The sequence below is a fragment of the Paenibacillus sp. FSL R5-0744 genome (genome assembly GCF_037972555.1).
GTDB lineage: Bacteria > Bacillota > Bacilli > Paenibacillales > Paenibacillaceae > Paenibacillus_AQ.
The window spans coordinates 749,555-770,132 of sequence record NZ_CP150228.1 but is presented as its reverse complement, the minus strand read 5'-3'; the positions used below and the strand labels follow the sequence as shown (position 1 = coordinate 770,132).

Here is a 20,578-nt window from a genome sequence, read left to right as displayed (position 1 = left end):
TGTGTCCCCCATCAAATGAAAGTCTGAACACAGAAAATTGTGGTTTGGCAATTGTTTTTCAAACTACTAATGAGCATCAGTTGCTTCTTTCGTTTCTTGTTTTGAAGCGATTCTTTTACCTGTGCAAGTATTAGACCATATATTAAATTATTAAAACGTTTGGCGTGCACAACTACATCATCCATATAGACAATAGGGTCAAGATACTTAATCAGATTGGATTAATCCTGCTCCAGTAGGCAGACAAAAGCCGCATTATGTCTATACTTCACTATGTATTGCAGTAGCATTTTTACAGATATTAATTCCGTATTAAGGGCTTGAATTTATCTAATTACTATATCTATTAATCAGCACGACTTAAATGATAAAGACAGACTGCTGCATATGATGAATTAACCGGGTAAGCTAAAAGCTTCATTCTCCTGCAATCCCTTCTTATTTGACGTAAGAACCCGATATCACACAAATAATCAAACTTGCCTTGACCACTTCGTCTCAAAGTAGATTTTCACAAGGCCTTGTCTAACAAAAAAGCGAACTCAGCCCTATGCTGAATCCGCTCTTCCATTACTCATACGATCTAATCAATAAGCCCCGACTTCTGCAACAGCCGCTGAATAAGAACTGCCACTTCCGCGCGGGTGACATTAGCCTTTGCCTCCAGCTTATTATCGCCACGGCCGCTGATTAAGCCTGCCTTGGCTGCAAGCGCCAGACTATCCTTGGCCCAGACGCCTATGTTGCCTGCATCTGTAAAGGCTGCGAGTGTGCTTGTCGCATACACTGTACCACTCTGATCCGCAAGGCCGGTTAACTTCATCGCTTTGGCGATAATGTTCATGGCCTGTTCGCGTGTGATTGGAGCATTCGGCTGGAATGTCCCATCCTCAAAACCGGTGATCAGACCGTACTCAGATGCCGTTTCAACCGCTCCTGCATACCAGCTATTCACTGGCACATCCGCAAACGCAGTCTTTCCTTCTCCAAGCTTCAGTCCCAGACCGCGTACGATGATCGCCGCGAACTCTGCCCGGGTGATATCTGCATTCGGGTTAAAGGTCGTTTTGTTCACTCCATTAATTACTAGACGAGATCCCATATCGTTCACTGCGTCCTTCGCCCAATGATTCTCCACATCCGCAAAAGTCAGCCGATGCCAGATCACCGAATACGAGCTGTTCGTCACACTCTTAATAACTGCGTAGTATTTGCCGTCCTTCAGAACGAATCTGGTCGGCACATGGCGCACTGTGCCATCTGGCTCCACAACGACTCCAGTCGTAATCCGGTTTGGATCAGTACCACCTGGAAGTGCCACTATCCGCTCTACGTAAGCATTGAACTGACTCACTTCCACTGTCGATGTACCGTAAGTAGCGGTAACAGTGAAATCTAGTGACGGTGCAACGAGTGTGAAGCCACCTCTACTTGCCGCACCCGCCACTACCTGGTTCATGGATGCCGAGGTCTCACTGATTGTAATCTTCAGTTTGATATCTTCCAGCTTCAGGCCATTTCCAAGTTTCTCAACTAACGCATTGATGTTGATTTCGTCGGCTGGCAAAGTATAAGTACCTTTGCTTGTCTGAAACACTAGAGTAGCCGATGCGTTCTCCATGTTCTTAATTATTTGACCATTTAACTCAGCGACAATGACGTTGGAATCCAGCGTCACAGGAACGGTCACCACCGCCCCATTACCTTCCGCATCCAGCTTCGCTTGGAGTTTAGCTGGGTCAACGACGATAATAGTTGTTCCCACCTTTCCTGAGGTCGTTGTTGTTGCTTTGCCCGCATTCTCTTCCTTACCATTTACGAGTACGATCACATCGGTAACGACTGTATTCGCATTACCGGGGGTTGTTCCGCTATTCGAGTTTCCTCCGGTTCCTGGGCTGACCGGATCAGTACCAGGTGTTACGGTATCAGCCGCCACAGCTGCTGTTGCACTACCGTATTTCACCACCTTGCCGTCAGCATCTACCTCTGCAATCCCAATCGTATCCCCATTGGCTGCTGGAACCAATCCCTCACTGCCTACAAGCGTGTATCCAATCAAGATATCTCCCACATTTGGTACGACGACACTACCAGCACCAAAGTTCTTATAAAAGAGCTTATGTCCTTCTGCCAGCGCAGGCGTAACGGTGATTTGAGTATAACCATTATTGGCTGATCCACTTGGATCGATGGCGATCACGTTCAAGCCACCCGCAGGGATAAGTGTATTAATTGTAAAGATAAGCGTGGTTGCAGGTCCCGCCGGAACGGAACCGCTAGCTATCACCCGTACTTTAACGATGTGCTCACCACTCAAGTCCGGTAAGTTGGTTCCGTCGTACCGTACGTATGGTCCGTCGTCCACTGAAAATTCCATACTCGTGTCCAGACCAACGATCGTATTGTTCAGATCATCAGCCGTGACTTCAGGCGCGGAAGGGATGACCGCATTCGAGTCATGAACAGTAATCTGAGCGGCAATAGAAGCGAATGCTGTTGCCGTTGCCTTTTCCCGAACATAATACGTGTTCGGTGCAAGGTCAGTAATCATTGTGTCTGTAACTTCTGTCCAAAGACCAGTGCTGCCTATTTTGTATTCCATTTGGACTGTCAGATTCTGAATGGTGCCGTTATTAGCTCCATTGTACGTTACATCCGTAACAGTCACTCCTACCGGAGCCGCTGTACGAGATGGAATGCTTAACGTCTGTACCGCACTGTCCGTTGTTGTTGAACCGTCACCTTTCTTAAGGATGCTCAGTGACGTTCCCAACCAACTGCTATCTATTTCCAACTTGCCATCTACTGACACCGTAATCGCTGTATCGTTTACCATGTATGAGCCACTTGGCGTCAGGCCTGCCAACTGTTCAGTAGCATAGTCGATGACGGCCGCTGGCGTCGCTTCTGGCATTTTCGTGAATGCCGATACCGTCACTTGTACCGAAGCCGAACTAAATGCCGTCGCTGTTGCTTTCGTCCGCACATAATACGTGTCAGGAGTAAGTCCCGTCACGCTTGTACCCGGTACATCTATCCATGCACCTGCTGTGCCTTTTTTGTATTCCATCGCACTAGTAACATTGATGAGCGTACCATCGTTTGTGTTCATTCCCGTTTCACCCGTTGCTGTCACACCAGTCGGCGCCACTAAACGGGACGGAATGCTTAGCGTCTGTGCCGCACTATCTGTTGTCGTCGAGCTGTTGCCCTTCTTCACGATGCTTAGCGATGTTCCTATCCAACTACTATTAATGTCCAGCTTACCATCTGCTGTCACCGTAACCGCTGAACCCTTTACCGTGTACAAGCCACTTGGCGTCAAGCCTGTCAACTGCTCTGCCGCATAGTCAATGATGGCTGTCGGTGTTCCTTCCGGCGTTGGCACGAACTTAGCTACCGTCACGCTCTTCGCTTCTGAAGCAAATGCTGTCAAAGTCGCTTTCGTCCGGACATAATACGTATCAGGAGTAAGCCCTGTTACGGTTGTGCCTAACACATCCGTCCATGCCCCTGCTGTGCCCTTCTTGTATTCCATCGCGGTTGTTACGTTCGTCAATTTGCCATCGATGGCATTTATCGCCGTTTCATCCGTCGCCGTTACACCAGTCGGCACCCCTGCACGGGACGGAATGCTTAGCGTCTGCGCCGCACTATCCGTTGTCGTCAAGCCATTGCCTTTCTGCACAATACTCAGCGACGTTCCCAACCAACTGCCACCAATAGCTAATTTACCATCAGTTGTTGCTGTTACCAAATCCCCGTTTACTGTGTACGAGCCATTCGGCGTGAGGCCTGTCAGTTGTTCAGTCGAATAATCAATAACGGCTGCGGGCACCACTTCCGGTGTTGCCACAAAAGCAACCACCGCCATCTGCACTGAAGCTGACGCAAATGCCGTCGCCGTCGCTTTCGTCCGCACATGGTACACGTCCGGAGTTAGTCCCGTTACGGTTACACCCGTCACATCCTTCCATGCACCTGCCGCACCCTTCTTGTATTCCATCTCGCTTGTCACGTTCGTCAGTGTACCATTGTTAGCATTTATTGCGGTTTCGTCCGTCGCCGTTATACCTATCGGCGCCCCTGGACGGATCGGAATGCTCAGCGTCTGTGCTGCGCTATCCGTAGTCGTCGAACTGTTGCCCTTCTTCACAAGGCTCAGTGACGTTCCCAACCAACTGCTATCAATAGCTAATTTGCCATCAGCTGTCGCTGTTACCAAGACGCCGTTTACCGTGTACGAGCCGCTTGCCGTCAAACCTGTTACCTGCTCAGCCACATAATCAATGGTGGCTACCGGTGTCGCTTCCGGCGTTGGCACGAACGTAGCCACCGTTACACTCTTCGCTTCTGACGCAAACGCCATCGCCGTCGCTTTCGTCCGAACATAATACGTGTCCGGAACAAGTCCTGTTACGGTTACACCTGCTACATTCGTCCATGCACCTGCTGTACCCTTCTTGTATTCCATCGCGGTTGTCACGTTCGTCAATGTACCATCGTTAACACTGATCGCCGTTTCATCCGTCGCCATCACACCAGTCGGCGCCCCTGCACGAGGCGGAATGTTTAGCGTCTGCGCCGCGCTATCCAATGTCGTCGAGGCATTGCCTTTTTTCACGATGCTCAGCGACGTATCCAACCAACCACTGTTAATGGCCAGCTTACCATCTGTTGTCGCTGTTACTGCCGTACCGTTCACCGTATACGAGCCGTTTGGCACCAGACCGGTTAACTGCTCTGCCGTATAATCAATGATGGCTGCCGGTGTCACTTCCGGTGTTGCCACAAACGTAGCCACCGTCACGCTCTTCGCTTCTGACGCAAACGCCGTCACCGTCGCTTTTGTCCGGACATAGTACATGTCCGGATCAAGTCTCGTTACGGTTGCACCTGAAATATTCGTCCAAGTACCCGCCACACCCTTCTTGTACTCCATCGCATTTGTTACGTTAGTCAATGTACCATCGTTAGCACTTATCGCCGTTTCATTCGTCGCCGTTACACCAGTCGGTGCCCCTGGACGGAATGGAATAGTCAGCGTTTGTGCCGGGCTATCCGTTGTCGACGAGCCATCGCCTTTCTTCACGATGCTCACTGACGTTCCCAACCAACTGCTGTCTATAGCCAGCTTACCATCCGCTGTCACCGTTACCGCTGTACCGTTGTTAACCGAGTAGGCGCTGTTTGGCGTCAGTCCGGTCAGTTGCTCAGCCGCATAGTCAATGATAGCCGCTGGTGCCGGAGCTCCCGTCTCAAATATTTTAGCGGTTATTCTATAATGATCAGCATCCGTATTATCGGTTGTCACCAAGACAAGCTTGTCACCAAAGGTGGGATACAATTTGAAGCTTGGATAATATTCCACAGCGTACATCCAAGTGGCCTCATTGAAACCCTGCATAGCCACCGGAGCGGAATCCACCGGCTGATCCGATGTAAAGACTAAGTTACCGTCATTGTCATAATAATTCAGGTAAGCATACTGCGTTCCCGACCATTCTTTAAAGTTGTTGTACGCATCATTGATGGCATTGGTAGAAGTGGGGTCCGTACTTACGGTTACAAATCCCGGATTTGCACCATTCCTATAAATAGCAGCCGAAGATTCGCCTAGAGAGCCGCTTACTGTAAAATCACCCTTACTCGCACCGTTCTTATCATATAAAGAAACCGTTGATGAGTCCGTTGCATAATAATATTGGCTGAACATGAAATTCCCGTTGTTCAACGTAGACAAGTAGAGCTGTTTTTCATTCGTTCTTATTCCTTTATCAATTGTATTTATGAGATCTCCATTATTACTGAATATTTTCAAATAAATTTTATCCGACTGAGGTCCTACTCCCGAATTATAAGCAACCATATATACACCGTCTCCAGCGGATACATAAGACATGCTTGCATTATGGGAAACCAGAAGTGTTTCTCCGGAAACTGGGTTGCCCTCAACAGTGAACACACGCGTAGCAGTGCTTATATTATCATTTCGTTGCCAGGAAAAGGCTATATTGCCGTCAGACAACTCTGTTATAGAGACAAAGCGCGTAAGTGCTGGGGTACTGGCGGCAGAGTATGTATTAATCTGCGTCTGACCGACCACCTTTTGTCCTGACTGGTTTAGCACCATGAAATAGGCATTGGGAGTGTTCTCTTTAACGGCACCCAATTGCAAATTATTAGGGCTACTGTCGCTTTTATGGTAAGTAATTAGAATCCTTCCATCACTTAGCGCAAGCATATTCACATCAATCATTTGGTAGTAGGTATCCATTAAGCTACTAAGATTAACATCTGTTTTAAGTGCTCCTGTGCTGTCAAAAATCTTCAAAAAATAAGAATAAACGTAGGAATTGCCTTGATAAGCGAATGTGTTCAACACTACTGCGGTACTTCCGTCAGGAAGAACATCAACATCAGAAACATTCTTACCCGAGGCGTTTGTAACTGGAGGCTGAATGGGAATGTCCACCGTTTTGGTGAATGAGGGTATGGCAGCGTATGCCCGGAGTGAAATCATCGGTAGCAGTCCAATGACTAATATAAAAGCCAATCCAATCTTGCCTAACTTTTTTAACATTGCTTTCCTCCTTGTCGAATGACTATTCATATAATTGTTAACGCTTCCGTAATTGCAGTTAATACAGAAAAGCAGATTTCTATCCTATTATATCGACATTTCTTAGAAAATAGTTTATTTTTCGACAAAAAAATACGCTAAATAACGAAATTAATATGACTTTAGTCATATATATTTGTGATAAAATAAAAAATCATAGATTCACACATTAAAAAAGCCCTCTCTGTCTATTAAACAGATTGGGCCGTCACATTTTGAATTCCTCATCCTGATTGCCGATGGAAAAGACGATCTATGATCATAGTTCTAGTTAATACAAAAAAACCGAGAAAGGCACTTTATTTAAAAGTGTCTATTTCTCGGTTATAGTTTATACGTCCGTTACGTTAACTAGCTAGATTGCCCTTCCATCGCTCTAATAGATTCATCAACCTTCACCATCATGGAACATTCGACCCTCTTGCGGAAGACGTCACAGCTGAAGTCATAGGTTCCGACCAGGGAACCCGTCGCGTGCAGCGCATTGGCAGGACAACCACCGCTGCAGTAGAGTTTAGCCCAGCAGTCCTTACATTCCGGCTTCGAGTAGCAGTTGCTCTCTTGGAATTGACATTGCAGCTCAGGTTTTGTGATGCCATCCCAGAGGTTCCCCATGCTATACTCTTCATCCCCTACGAACTGGTGGCAAGGAAAAAGCTCTCCCCAAGGGGTGACGGCAAGATATTCGGTTCCTGACCCACAGCCAGTGATTCTCTTCTGGATGCAAGGCCCTTCTGAGAGGTCAAGCATGTAGTGATAAAAGGTAAACCCCTTGCCTTGTTCACCGCGACCGATCATTTCCTTGGCGAGAATTTCGTACTGGTTGTATATCTCCGGTAGGTCCTCCTCGGTAAGTGCATAAGGTTCCTTTGGATCACAGATGACTGGTTCCATCGAGATCTTGTCAAAACCAAGGTCTGCGATATGAAATATATCGTTGGTGAAATCGACATTATTACGAGTGTAAGTTCCTCGAACATAGTACTCTTGGTCCCCGCGCTTACGAACGAATTCCTTGAACTTCGGAAGAATATGATCGTAGCTGCCTTTTCCGTTAACCGTTTGGCGAAGTCGGTCATGAACCTCTTTTCTTCCATCCAGGCTTAATACGACATTGTACATTTCCTGATTTAAAAACTCGGTGACCTCATCGTTCAGCAGCATCCCGTTCGTCGTGAAGGTGAAGCGGAACTTCTTTTTGTATTCTTGTTCTTTGCTTCTTGCATAAGCTACGATCTGTTTAACCACTTTCCAAGCCAAGAGCGGTTCCCCGCCGAAAAAGTCGATGTCCAGGTTTCGATGATGACCCGAATTTTCAAGCAGGTAATCGATAGCTTTTTGTCCAACCTCATAGCTCATGATTGCCCTATCTCCGTTGTATTTCCCTTGGCTAGCGAAGCAATAGTCGCATGACAAATTACAGGTATGCGCAACATTGAGGCAGAGTGCCTTAACATAAGTTTTCCGTTTTTTTAAATCGAGCGAGAGGTTCTCATACTCATCTTTTGTAAAGAGCTGTCCATCATTTTTAAGTTCCTCGATATCCGCGATGGTTTCTCGAATGTCGCTCTCGGAAATGCTGGAATCATCTTTATATTTATCCAACAGCGTTGTCACGATTTTTTCGGCAGAAGTTTTCTCATAATCCGCTATAATTTCATATGCTAGGTCATCAACAACATGCACCGAGCCACTATAGGTATCGAGCACGATATTGTATCCATTTAGTTTATATTGATGAATCATACTTACTAATCAAGCTCCTTTTGCACACAAGTAGAAACGGCTTTGCCATCCTTTAGGGATAGTATCCATTTCTTAAAAATAGCCGCCCATCAGCAGAGCAATGGGCGGTAACATTCCGAATCCTATCTGTTCATTGCATTTTCACACTTCTGGTTTGCAACGCCGCAGGAAGTTTTACAAGCGGACTGGCAAGAGGTTTGGCATGCGCCGCATCCGCCGTGTTTTGCGGTATCCATCAGTTTGCGGGTGCTCAGTGTTACGATTCTTTTCACGATAAATAACTCCTTCTGTAATTTCTTGTGATCACTTTCACTTAATTTCCATGGAACATCGTAGCAACCTCACGCAAATACGTCTATGATTCCCGTCACCTAGCTGTGCAGAGCAGAGAGAGCTCGAACATAAGCATCAACGCTAATTTTGCTGCAGTCTTCATACTTGTGATCGTAAGATGCGGTAGCGGGAACCAGAGTCAGCGCAATACTAAAAAAGTGAAACAAAAAAGAGACGGCAATGATGCCATCTCTTTAACAACGATTTTTCCTCATACTTGTCCGCAAAGTCCAATAAATATAAGGATCTCATAACACTGTATCCTTCCTTACCAGTAGAGCGACACTCTCCGATTCCATATGCATCATATGCGAACATCCCTCTCATTATCATGGCTATTGTTATGGTGGGAAGAAGTCACGTAGAATTAGGGATTTTTGTAGAGAGTGTTTCTTGAATATTCAATGAAGTTATTTATTTTTATAATATACTACGCCTTAGTTCATAAAAATATTGCACACTTGGATGCTTTAACTTCATCTTCTCGCTCATGTTTAAAATCCGCTTTTTCCCAACTCGTCTGTCCACTAAAGCTAGAATATTCAATAAGATATCGTCGCTTTCTAAGCTCTCCTCTATGGAAATAGATAAATACTTAGTAGCTATAACAATAAAGTTCGATTTACTTAATGATGTCTGTGCTGACAAAAGCTCCTTTGCAACTTCTGATATTTTTCTGCTTCTTGCAATGACTATTAGCCGATCCTCCGGGATGATCCCCTTACTATCTTTTCTAACCGCTTCAATGTCTTCATGGTTGATAGGAATTTGAAGATCTGAATCATTCTTAATCTCCTGCTCCGTCTGATACCATCTAATTGAGCTAGTTCTATCATTCATATTAAGTACGTTCTTTTTATCTACCGAAATATAACAATTCCCTGATTTATCAGGTAAATAACGGTAACTGCTTGCGCGATATTCAACCCTGCCGTATAACGCAGGACAGAGAAAACTCTCCAGTTGTTGCTTCAATTTGCTCCAGGACATGTATCCTCCTATGTTTTATGTTATAAATACCTGTTGAGGCAGTCGTTCTATTATACAATACATAATACAATCCCACTAAAACCTGAATAATATCTTGATACTGTACATAGAAACAAGCCGATTAGGTATAGACCCCGTGGTCTGGTACCTAATCGGCTTGTTATGTTACGCCTCAAACGTTTTTACTTCGGTTATAAGTCTTCCTCGGACAGATAATTCGATAACCGGTACAGGAAGTTTCAGCGCGGGTCGTGCTTGGATGGATTATTTCTCCATTACTTATCGTGACCTTTACCCGGGTTTTCTTTTGAGTATTCAAAGATCACTTTTACAGGCTCGCTCATATAGCCAGTCGATAGATACGCCTCATTGGTTCCCTTTAAATTACCCGTAAGTTTGAATGTGAATTGGAAGCTTCCCGCGACGGTACTCTTCGTCTCATCTTCGATTTGAACCTTGCCTTTCGGATCAAGCACCTTCAACTTCACATTTGTAAGGACGCCATTCATTAGCAATCCATCAATCGTTACTTTTTTCGCTTCCTCGTCAACCTTTACTTGTATGCCCTCAATGCCCTTCACGTCTACAGCGCCCGAGAGGTTATAGACACCAAACTCGTAGATGGAATATCCGTAATCGGTTGCTCTTTTTATGCCTTGTAACTTCATGTATCTTGCCTTGACCGGGTTGAACTGAATCGTTTCTTTGCCATCATGCGCGGTAATAATTCCGTCATTTGGCATGACATTGATCCAGTTCTGCTTATCGTTCGACACAAGAAGTTTGTATTTATCGGCACGAGCATATTCCCAATCGATTCGAACCGTATCCATTTCCTTCACTTCATCGAGATCGACCAGGAACCAAGTATTGTCCACGTATTCGCTCGCCCATCTTGAAGCAGGGAATCCATCGACGGCTTTAGCCGGTGCATAATTCACATTATTGCCTTCGGTCGACGAAGCTTCTACCGTTTTATTCTGCGCCAAATTGCCTATTAGGTAATAGACGCTTTCCTTCAGCGTATTGTACGCCTCATCTTTTATCGTACCCACCTTCTTGAATTCATCCAGCTTTGCGTTAAAGCCTTGGAGATACTTGGTGACTTGCGCTGCATCGTTCCCTTCATAGCGCTTCATCATTTCCAAATAGTTGTTCAAAGAACGCACCGTTGCAGAATTCGTAAATTGCTTCGCTTTTTCGAAGCGCTCGACTAACGCTTTCATACCAGATGCATTCGTCGTTGCTTCGATAACATATGACTTTGTCACCATATGCCCCGCCGTAACGGTAATGTTAAGCTCATGCTTGCCAAGCTTGCCTGCGAGCGGAATAACGGTACCTGCTGTATAAGGCTTGCCGTCATACGTCGCCGTCACTTTCGTCAGGCCATCATCAGTTCTAAGCTTCCATGTAAAGGCTACGGATTCTGAATCGGGCAGCTTCATCCCGCTCTGGAACGGCTTGCCGTTCATCTGCACGTCTACCTCGGAAGGCGGAGCCTCGTTGATCTGATACGTTCCTTTAACAAATTGATACAGCCAGTCGTAAAGAACGCGTGTCGCTGGATCTTTACTTACCGCGGTGTTATAGACTGCATTGTTGCCTTGGTAATACGATTTGAAGCCATCCTTCATAAGCCCTGTCTTCGCACCGCTGTTCAAGTAATCGATATACCGCTCGCGGAACACGCCGTCCGTCAGCATCCGATCATCGAACTCGAGTTCATTGGACATGCCATACTGCTTCGCCAGATTCGCAGAATCCTCCAAGCGCTCGATATCCGTCGGCTCGAAGAAGTAGTTCGGTTGGATCGTCACCGCATCGAAGCCGACATCCTTCCACATGAACGCTTTATAAGCGAAGAAGTGCGGAATCCAGAAGAACTTCAGGTCCTTGCCGCTAATTTGCATGTCATGCAGGGTGCTGCTCACCGAACGGATCAGATCCGGTCCGGATTGGCTTGTGCTGATTTGCTCTTCGAACCAGTACATACCTACAAGCTCGAGGTTAGCGTAACCTTTTGCTTCCCATCTCGATTTGACTTGCTGCAGCCACCATTGAACTGCTTTTTCACGGTTCGCAAGGGCTTTCTCTTTGCCAACGGAATCATTGAAGTTCAGCGATTCTCCACCTTGTTCAATAGCTCCGAAATTAGTGATCGATTCACCTGGATCCGGAATCATGAGGACAACCTTTTCCTTCACGCCAGACTCGTTCAGCGCATCGGATACTTCCTTAGCCGCTGCGTTTAACGCATCCATATCACCGCCTACCGCAAAGGTCTTATCCAGATACCATTGCCAATCTTCCAGATAAGCCCGCCCGCCGAAATCACGACCTGGATTTGGAGAGTTAATGCCAAGATACAGGACGCCGTCGAAGAGTCGATCCTTAATCTTGCCGTCCTTATCGACATAACTAATGTTCGGAATGATCCGTTCTTTTGTCCAGATGCCTAAGTCATTCGCATATTGCCCGTTATACAAAAGTCCAAGATGCTCTATACCCGCTGTCGCTTCGCCTGCCGCCAAGAATTTCGGCGTATGCGTTGGAACAGTTACGGCTCCGGCAACTTTGCCCTCTTCACCGAGGATTTCAATCTCATCCACGAAGGTCATTGCACGCGTATGCATTGTGAATGTTACTTTCACGTACCGAGCATACGCGATTTTCGCATCTGGGCCGATCGCTTTAATACCGTCCTTGTTGCCATCCCACACATAGGTCTCCGTGTATTTACCATCATTCCACAGCTTCTGCGTGGCATTGTCTTTGAGCAGTCCCCAGTTCACCTTGTCATCGGAGACGTACATCGATACCGTGAGTGGCACGAGTACATTGTTCGTTGGCCAATCTTCGAGGAAATTGGCTTTAATACCCGTGAGTGATTTCTTCGCCCCCAAATCAAACACAACTTCGCGTGTCTTACCCAAATGATGTCCAACCCATGCTACGTCGGATCTATTGCTTGCCCCATATATACCATCCGTAAGTTTGTTGCCTTCATCCGGATTTGAAGCTTCCGGCTCTTGCGACCACTCATAAGATAAGCCCGCTGCAAGATTGTGATATACCGCCCCATACACTGACGCAATAACACCCTCCGTACCCGCTCCCGGTAGGTCTGATGGATTCGTCACCTCGACCGGATCGGCTTCGCCCGGCGGGTTCACTGGTGTCTGTTCCTCTGTCTGTGTAGGCGGCAGCGCCTCTTCCGCTTGCGCGATCGGCATCATCGTTACGATCATGATCGCAACCATGACGAGAGCTACCCATTGTCTACTCCTCTTCATATCGTACGAACTCCCTTCTGATTCTTGAGTCAAGAAACATCAATCTCCTAAATGGTATGCGCTTCCATTTGAGCTTACCTCGATGCTCTTTCCTCCCTTCCGAGATTCCGACACGCCATAGAAGCTTATAACATATGTCAATGTCCTTATAGTAACATTATGAAAAGTGGCCTTTCTTTCAAATAGATAATTAATGACATTGGGTATACACTTGTTGACATGAAGGCCTTCACGTCACGTTTTTATAGGTATAAAGATAGCGCTTACCTCCTTAGGTCCTACCTATTTTCTATCAATGTCCTCTAAGCAATCCTCCAAATAAAAAACGCAACCCTCTCGAGGTTGCGTCGTGTTTATATATGGTGGCGCCTAATTGCTGCGGCGTTCTACTAACTTGATGCCCTATCCATAACCGAACGGATGCTTTTTGTACTCTAAGGGGCTTGAACCGACTCTATTTTTGAACACACGACTAAAATAGTACTGGCTCTTATACCCTACCTTCACGGCCAGATCCCCGATTTTGATATTCGGCATTACGTCATCCAGAATCTCCTTCGCCTTCGATATCCGAAGCTCGGTGACATAGTCAAGGAATGAAGCACCGATTTCTTGCTTCATACGCTTGCTAAGATAGGTTTGGTTGATATGAAATAGCGCTGCTACTCGAGTAATAGACAGCTCCGGATCCTGATAATGACTGTCAATATACTCGGTCACTTTTTGGATAAGCACTGTTCCATCCCCTGTATACCCGGGAAGCTCCAGCTCCTTATCCACCCTGCTTTCATGTGAATGCAAAGGATATTTTGCTTGAAGATGCTCATCGATCCGATGAAGCAGCTTGTTCAGATCACTCTTCGGCACAGGTTTTAATACATAATCGAATGCTTGCAGTTGCACGGCTTGACGCGCATATTCAAAGTTATCGTAGCCGCTGATGATGACAACCAGAACCGACGGACAGCGTTCGCGCAATATATTTATCAGATCGAGCCCATTCATATTCGGCATGTTGATGTCCACAAGACATACATGTGGTGGGGCTTCCTCCACCATATTCAATGCTTCGTTTGCACTTTTCGCTTCTCCTGCAACTTCAAAAAGATACGAACTCTCCTCAATGTATTGTCGCAAGCCTTTGCGAATGATCGTTTCATCATCGACGATGACAATCTTCCACATCTTCATTCCGCTCCCCTTCCAAAGGTATTCGAATGACCATAACGGTAATGCCATCTTCGCTCTTCACTGCAAGGCCATATGGCACCCCGTAAGCTAGTCGAATGCGATGGTTTACACTGTATAGCCCAAAGCCCGTGGCAGAACGATCATCTTTATCATCAAGAAGGGCTTGATTCATCTGTTCAAGCTTCTCTTCAGGAATCATAACCCCATTATTTTCAACCTTAATGACCAAATAATCGACCTGTTTATATGCTGTAATCGAAATTTTGCACTTTTGATCCCCAAGTGGCTTAATCCCGTGATAAATTGCATTTTCCACCAAAGGCTGCAGCATGAAGCGAACCACTTGGCACTGAGCAAGCTTTTCATCATATCGAAGCTCGTAGTCCAGAATCTCCTCATATCGCACGCCTTGAATATGAAGATAACTCTCGACATGGTACAACTCCTGATCAAGCAGAATGTAGGGACTGCCTGTGCCAAGCCCTACTCGGAAATACGCGCTAAGCGCTTCCACCATCTCCACCACATTATCTGCTCCATGTTCCGTTGCCATCCACTGGATCGTATCCAATGTGTTGTATAAAAAGTGCGGCTTGATCTGCTCATGAATCAGTCTGAGTTCCATCTCCTTTCTGTCCTGCTCCACAGCGTATAATTGAACAAGCATGTCATTGAAGCTTCGCCCAAGATCGCCGATCTCATCCGAGCGCGTAACATCTGCTCGTATGGTTTGGTTGCCGTTCTGCACATTTTCCATTACCTGGCGAAGCGACTGAATTGGACGAATAATGGAAGAAGCAAGCAGCATCAGAAAGACGATAAACGCACTACCGATAAGAACGCCTACCAGCAATGCAGTCCGCTGGGTTTTGATCACCGCTAGCGATAGACTTGAATTCGGTACTTCGAGTACTAGCTTCCAGCCTTCCACATTTTGAATTGGAGCCTCAAATACACTCATGTTCTTCTTATCTGCTGCATCCTCCGCTCCATCTCCTTCACCCAGCTCTCTGCAATCGATGATAAGCTGGCCTGACTGGTCATATAGCATTACATCTTGAGCAATCTCCTTCATCTTCTTGACGGAGACGGCTGCGGCAATATAAGCTACCTCATCATTCACCGATGGATTCACGCGGTAGAGAATGACGACGATTTCAACTGCATTCGCTTTGGATACGATCGGATTACTCACCACATAATTGGAATCTGAATTTAGCAGTTGTTTTCGATAGTAGGGTCGGTTTAGTATCGAAAAAGGCTTGTCCTTTGCTGACCAGGAATTTCCGTGAATATCCACCACTCGTATGGATTCGTACTCTACTTGCTTCTTCGCCTCGAACTTATCGATCTCTTGCAGCAATTCATCTCGTGTCCAATGATGGTCCGAAGCTAGAGAAGCAAGCATGTCTATCTCACCGATGCGCTGATTAAACCAATAATCGATCTGGTCGCTGCGTGCATTAACCACTTGCTGCGTTAAGTTCTTATTCAAAGGGACAACCGTATGGTTCATCTCCAAATATATTGTTACAAGCAATGCAATGAACAGCAGCAAGAAGCAGCTTCCTGCGATTAACGTAATTTTTAAGTGAATTGATCTCATTGTAATCATAGCCCTTCACAATATCCGTTTCTTACATGCCCGAAAAAGACAAAAAAACGCTAATCTGTGCAAATACATAATGCAGTACTAACTCTATAATAGGTCTTGTGCATATTTTCACATGAAACACCATTCATGTCTAGGCTAGAGATAAGGGATTTGCCTAGCAAATCTGCCTCTCCCTAGTGTATGTAACCAATTCACAACAGAATGAAGGAGATATTATGCGAACTCACACGAAAAAGCTGTTATCTATTCTACTAGTCCTCAGTCTTATGTTCACGCTTGCTGCCTGCGGCGGTAAAGATGCAGCACCCGCTGCAGATGCAAACGGAGTTCAAGTCTTTGAAGGGGTTGGGCAAGGTAAACATGGTGATATTAAAGTACAAGTTTCCTTATTAGATAACAAGATCACTGACATTAAAGTAACAGAGCATAAGGAAAATGAAGTACTTGCAGAACCTGTTTATACGCAGCTCAAGCAAGATGTCATGGCAACTAACAGCGCAAAAGTTGATGCCGTTAGCGGATCTACGGTTACAAGCAAAGGATATCTCGAAGCCATTCAAGATGCAATTACGAAATCTGGACTTACCCTTGTCGCTGGCGCTGCAGTCAGTAAAAGCAAAGACAAAGAAGAAGTCGAGCAAACCTATGATGTTGTCGTCATCGGTGCCGGGGGTGCTGGCTTTAGTGCGGCTATCGAAGCGAAGAGCGCTGGAGCAAATGTAGTTCTGCTCGAGAAAATGCCAGCTGTTGGCGGCAACACATTGATCTCCGGTGGTGAGATGAATGCTCCTGACAACTGGGTTGAACGTGCTCTAGGCATCACAGATGACACGACTGAATTGTTCTATAATGATACGATGAAAGGCGGAGACAACCTCGGGGATCCAAAGATGGTTCGTATTCTTGCCGACAATGCTCTATCATCTGCCGAATGGCTGCGCGATGAGATCAAGGTAGAGTTCTTACCTGATCATCTGTTCCAATTTGGAGGCCATTCCAGAAAACGTGCGTTGATTCCTGTAGGTCATACAGGTGTTGAATTGATTACTAAGTTAAAAGCCAAAACAGACGCTGATCAAATCACGATCAAAACGAATATGAAAGCCGAAACCTTGCTGAAGGACGAAAGCGGCAAAGTAACCGGTGTAACTGCGACTTCGGGTACTGGCGACAAGATCACATTCCATGCGAACAAAGGCGTCATCATCGCTACCGGTGGTTTTGGATCCAATGTAGAGATGCGTAAAAAGTATAACCCTAAAATGGATGAAAAATATATGTCTACCGATACACCAGGATCTACAGGTGACGGTATCGTTATGGCAGAAACGATTGGCGCCAAACTGACAAATATGGAGAGTATTCAAACGTATCCAATCTGTAATCCTGAGACAGGTGTTATTTCCCTGGTTGCAGACTCCCGCTTCGATGGTGCGATCCTGATTAACCAAGAAGGCAAGCGCTTCGTTGAGGAATTAGAACGTCGTGACGTTATTTCTAAAGCAATTCTTGCCCAAACGGGTGGATATACGTATCAATTATGGAATCAAGGCATTGAGGATATTGGTAAAACGATCGAAGTTCATCAAGACGAATACGATCAGCTCGTTAAACAAGGCTTGCTCTTTAAAGCCGATACGATTGAAGAGGCGGCTGATTTCTTCAAAATTGACGTGAACACTTTGAAAGAAACGATTAATAAAGTAAATGATTATGCGAAAACAGGTAAAGACCTTGATTTCAAACATCGCGGTGGATTGAAATCTCTTGAAAAAGGCCCTTACTACATCGAAAAAGCTGTACCATCCGTTCACCATACAATGGGCGGCTTGGTGATCGACGAGAAGACTCGCGTATTGAATGAAAAAGGCGAAGTCATCCCTGGGCTGTTCGCTGCAGGTGAAGTAACAGGGGTCATTCATGGTGCAAACCGTCTTGGCGGTAATGCTATCGCTGATATCTTCACCTTCGGCCGGATTGCAGGTAAGCAAGTTGTAGCAGAGTAATCTTATGTTTGTGTAAGTGCTCTATTAATAAGTTAGCCTTAAAAAAATGCAAGATAGTTTGTTGAGTGCAGGTTGACTGATAACTTTCAAGTTTCCCTCTATGACATAGTAAACCGCCCTGTCAGCAACATTGCGAACAGGGCGGTTTTTTATGGTGGAGCCTAGGGGCTACGCTCGTCTAACTCGCGGCTCTTTTATCGTTCTCCGTTAGTGGAATTAATATTGTCCATTTCTTTCCTGGTACTATCACTAGAACTATAGCAATTATTTAGTGTCTACTTGACAAGGGTTCCTCACCAACAAAGCTACCGATTCTACATGCACCGTATGCGGGAACATATCCACCGGAGTTACCTCCACTGTCTTATACCCTCCATCTTCGAGCACCCGCAAGTCCCTTGCCAGTGTCGATGGATTACACGATACATACACCACACGTTCCGGCTTCATCGCCAGAATCGTCTCCAACAACCGCGGATCGCAGCCCTTTCGCGGAGGATCGACCACGATAATATCCGCCGTAATCCCCTGCTCTTTCCAGTTAGGGATCACATCCTCAGATGCACCTACCTCAAACACTACATTATCCATACCGTTCAAAGTGGCATTCGCCCGAGCATCCTCAATCGCTTCACGTACGATTTCTACACCGTAGACCTGCTTAGCATGCTGCGCAAGGAACAATGAAATCGTCCCGATACCGCAATAAGCATCTATAACAGTCTCGTTTCCCGTAAGTCCTGCATATTCCACCGTCTTACCGTAAAGAACTTCAGTTTGAGCCGGGTTAACCTGATAAAAAGAACGGGCAGAAATCGCGAATTTCACATCGCCGATATAATCGTAAATAACGTCGTTCCCCCAAAGGGTACGTGTTGTATCACCGAAGATTACGTTCGTCTGCTTAGTATTCACGTTCTGGCAGATGCTTGTAACAGCTGGGATTTCACGGCGGATCTCAGTGATCCATTCGTCCAGATGTGGGATGCGTTCGCCATTAGTGACGAGTACGAGCATCATCTCACCAGTACGGAAGGCTTTCTTTACTACGACATGACGCAGTAAGCCTTTGCCGGATTCCTCGTCGTAAGCAGTAATGCCGCGCTTCCGTCCGATTTCTTTCACCTTGCGCACAACGTCATCGTTATCTTCATGCTGAATCAAGCATGTTTCCATATCGATGATCCGGTGGCTTCCTCTCGCGTAAAAGCCGCCCACAAGGCCGCCTTCTGTTACGCCAATCGGCACCTGAGCCTTGTTGCGATATCGCCAAGGCTCGTCCATGCCCAGTGTTGGGCGGACGAGAATGCCCGCTGCCTGATCCGTTCCAGCGTCTCCGCCACCACCACTCACCCGGAGCTTCCCAATCCGCTCCAGGTTGTCCACCACCAGCTGCCGTTTCCACGCCAGCTGAGCCGCATAGTCCATATGCTGCAGCTGACAGCCGCCGCATTGGTCATAGATCTCGCAAGGCGCCGCGATGCGGGCGCTGCTCGCCTCTACTAAATTCAGCAGCTTGGCGTAGCCATACTGCTTTTTGGTCTTGAGCACCTTTGCCCGGACCTTCTCTCCGGGAAGAGCTCCCTGCACAAAAAGGGTAAAGCCTTCTACGCGGCCTACCCCTTCACCTTCATGGGTCATGCCGATAATATCGAGCATAACCTCATCATTTTTATTCACAGGCAGTCCGGCGACAGGCGCCTTGCCGACTGGGCGGCTGGTGCTGCGTCCACTGCGGTGTTTACTCATTATTTATAGTTCACTTCTTTCATTATCATCGCTGTATAAACCCATTTATCATAACTATATATCCCACAATAATCTTCAATGGCTCTTAGCTTAGTTATTTTCAGCAAAAATCCGCAAATGCTGTGGCAAAATCCGGAATCGCCCTGGCAATTCTCCACCCAGTTCGCCATCCAAGTTCAATTGGACATGTCCTGGAGAGATTACATCCATCGCATCCGTACGGAAATAAATAACCTTCTTATCATTCAAATGTTCGCCACGAAGAGCCAATCTGACCAAACGGACAAACTCTGCCAGGTTGCATTTTTTAACCGCTATAACATCTAATAGACCGTCATCGATCCGAGCGCCGGGAGCAAGCTTTTCGAAGCCGCCAACAGAATTCGTATTTGCAATCAGGAACAGCATAAACTCATCATGAATAACTTCCTGCCCATTGGCACGAATGATTAGTTCCTGAGGAGATAGGCTGACCATTTTTTCAATACCTTTTAAATAGTACGCAAGCTGCCCAATCATGGTCTTCAGCTTACTAGGAACTTCATATGTCAGTTCGGTTAGGCTACCGCCGCCTGCTATATTAATAAAATAACGGTCATTTGCCTTACCGATATCAATCGGACGTGTTTCTTGGCGAATGATCAGATCACAGGAATCTTCCCAGTTCTTCGGGATCCCCATTGCACGTGCAAAATCATTAGTAGTACCAAGCGGCAAAACGCCGAGCGGGGGAAGATTAGGCTTCTCCGCCATACCATTAATAACCTCATTTAAAGTGCCATCGCCACCGGCTGCTATGATCAAATCATAACCGCGTTCTACTGCATCTGCAGCAGCTAGCATAGCATCGCCTTCTCCGGTTGTTGCATGGCAGGTAGCTTCAATGCCACCAATATCCAGCCGGTCCAAAATATCGGCGAGCCGCTTCTTCATTTCTTCCCGTCCAGAAGTGGGATTATAAATCAATCTCGCAGTTTTCATTACCGGAACGCCACCTGTTTTTATAATAGAATAACCTAATTGATTA

General features: G+C 46.2%; 10 protein-coding genes. 1 reads left to right on the top strand and 9 read right to left on the bottom strand.

The features are described from left to right. Positions 1-583 precede the first annotated feature (583 nt). The 7 genes from MKY19_RS03435 to MKY19_RS03405 all read right to left on the bottom strand — a co-directional run bounded on the left by MKY19_RS03435 (position 584) and on the right by MKY19_RS03405 (position 15,787). Positions 584-6,586 carry an S-layer homology domain-containing protein gene (locus tag MKY19_RS03435; protein WP_339800307.1) on the bottom strand — a complete coding sequence of 2,001 codons (6,003 nt, stop codon included), beginning with the start codon at positions 6,584-6,586 and terminating at the stop codon, positions 584-586. Between the two features lie 390 nt (positions 6,587-6,976). Further along, on the bottom strand, positions 6,977-8,371 hold the full coding sequence (scfB, locus tag MKY19_RS03430) for a thioether cross-link-forming SCIFF peptide maturase (RefSeq protein WP_339800304.1): 1,395 nt from the start codon (positions 8,369-8,371) through the stop codon (positions 6,977-6,979). A gap of 122 nt (positions 8,372-8,493) precedes the next feature. Continuing rightward, entirely contained in the window at positions 8,494-8,643 is a 150-nt protein-coding gene (gene scfA / locus MKY19_RS03425) for a six-cysteine ranthipeptide SCIFF (RefSeq protein ID WP_076098734.1), read from the bottom strand. 481 nt (positions 8,644-9,124) lie between these two features. Continuing rightward, a complete protein-coding gene (locus MKY19_RS03420) occupies positions 9,125-9,694 on the bottom strand; it encodes a hypothetical protein (RefSeq protein ID WP_283910185.1) in 570 nt (189 codons plus the stop codon). 275 nt (positions 9,695-9,969) lie between these two features. After that, a complete protein-coding gene (locus MKY19_RS03415) occupies positions 9,970-12,990 on the bottom strand; it encodes a DUF4855 domain-containing protein (protein ID WP_339800300.1) in 3,021 nt (1,006 codons plus the stop codon). 402 nt (positions 12,991-13,392) lie between these two features. Next, complete coding sequence (locus tag MKY19_RS03410; RefSeq protein ID WP_339800297.1) at positions 13,393-14,181, bottom strand: response regulator; 789 nt, start codon at positions 14,179-14,181, stop codon at positions 13,393-13,395. Beyond that, complete coding sequence (locus MKY19_RS03405; protein ID WP_339800294.1) at positions 14,150-15,787, bottom strand: sensor histidine kinase; 1,638 nt, start codon at positions 15,785-15,787, stop codon at positions 14,150-14,152. The genes MKY19_RS03410 and MKY19_RS03405 overlap by 32 nt, the downstream gene beginning before the upstream one ends. Positions 15,788-16,011: 224 nt before the next feature. On the opposite strand from MKY19_RS03405, the gene MKY19_RS03400 reads away from it, so the two are divergent. Then, positions 16,012-17,802: a flavocytochrome c gene (locus MKY19_RS03400; RefSeq protein ID WP_339800290.1), complete on the top strand. Its 1,791-nt coding sequence runs from the start codon at positions 16,012-16,014 to the stop codon at positions 17,800-17,802. Positions 17,803-18,066: 264 nt separating this feature from the next. Here MKY19_RS03400 and rlmD read toward each other — a convergent pair whose 3' ends face one another. Both rlmD and MKY19_RS03390 read right to left on the bottom strand, forming a co-directional pair. Beyond that, on the bottom strand, positions 18,067-19,551 hold the full coding sequence (rlmD, locus tag MKY19_RS03395) for a 23S rRNA (uracil(1939)-C(5))-methyltransferase RlmD (RefSeq protein WP_339800286.1): 1,485 nt from the start codon (positions 19,549-19,551) through the stop codon (positions 18,067-18,069). Positions 19,552-19,641: 90 nt separating this feature from the next. After that, positions 19,642-20,532: a diacylglycerol kinase gene (locus tag MKY19_RS03390; RefSeq protein WP_042184783.1), complete on the bottom strand. Its 891-nt coding sequence runs from the start codon at positions 20,530-20,532 to the stop codon at positions 19,642-19,644. Positions 20,533-20,578 lie beyond the last annotated feature (46 nt).